Source organism: Mesorhizobium sp. M1006, from assembly GCF_040318825.1.
Classification (GTDB): domain Bacteria; phylum Pseudomonadota; class Alphaproteobacteria; order Rhizobiales; family Rhizobiaceae; genus Mesorhizobium.
Window position 1 is genome coordinate 1 of the sequence record NZ_JAMYMZ010000156.1, and the last position, 772, is coordinate 772.

Here is a 772-nt window from a genome sequence, read left to right on the forward strand (position 1 = left end):
TTGTTGCTCACCGTGCGGTCAACCGGCTCGTCATCAACAATGGCTATGCGCAGTTCAGCTCGAGTGATCGTGTGGCGTGGGTGGGCAATCCCGCGTTTGATATCAGTACCCTGGAAGTGTGGGCACCGCTGCTACACGGTTCAAGCCTGGTTGTGATTCCACAAATTGATGTGCTGCAGCCAGAGGTGCTGCGCAGTCTGGTTCAGCAGCATGGCATTACCGTCCTGCATCTGACAGCTGGGTTGTTCAGCCAGAGCGCTGATGATTTAGGCCCGGCGCTGGCAAGCTTGCGGTTGCTATTGGTCGGCGGTGATGCGGTTGATGTGGCGGCAGTAGCACGGGTCTTGAGGGGGAGCCGACCGCAGCATCTCTTGCACTGCTACGGTCCGACCGAGACGACGACCTTTGCGACAGTCTGCGAGATTACCGCGATTGATGAGACGTTTGGCCGGCTCCCGATCGGCCGTCCGATTGCGAACACGCGGATCTACCTGCTGGACGCTCATGGTGCGCCCGTGCCGTTCGGGGCGGTGGGCGAGCTCTATATCGGCGGGGCGGGGGTTGCGCGTGGCTACCTGAACCGCCCCGAGCTGACGGCGGAGCGGTTTTTGGCCGATCCGTTCAGCGATGAGGCAGGCGCCCGGATGTACCGGACCGGCGACCTGGCGCGTTATCTGCCGGATGGCAATCTGGAGTTCCTGGGCCGCAACGATGACCAGGTGAAGATCCGCGGCTTCCGCATCGAGCCGGGCGAGATCGCGGCGCGGCTTTG

Annotated in this window: 1 protein-coding gene; it reads left to right on the forward strand. The window is 62.4% G+C overall.

The features are described from left to right. On the forward strand, nucleotides 1-772 hold a 772-nt coding region (locus tag NKH60_RS35010), incomplete at both ends, for an AMP-binding protein (RefSeq protein ID WP_352875141.1).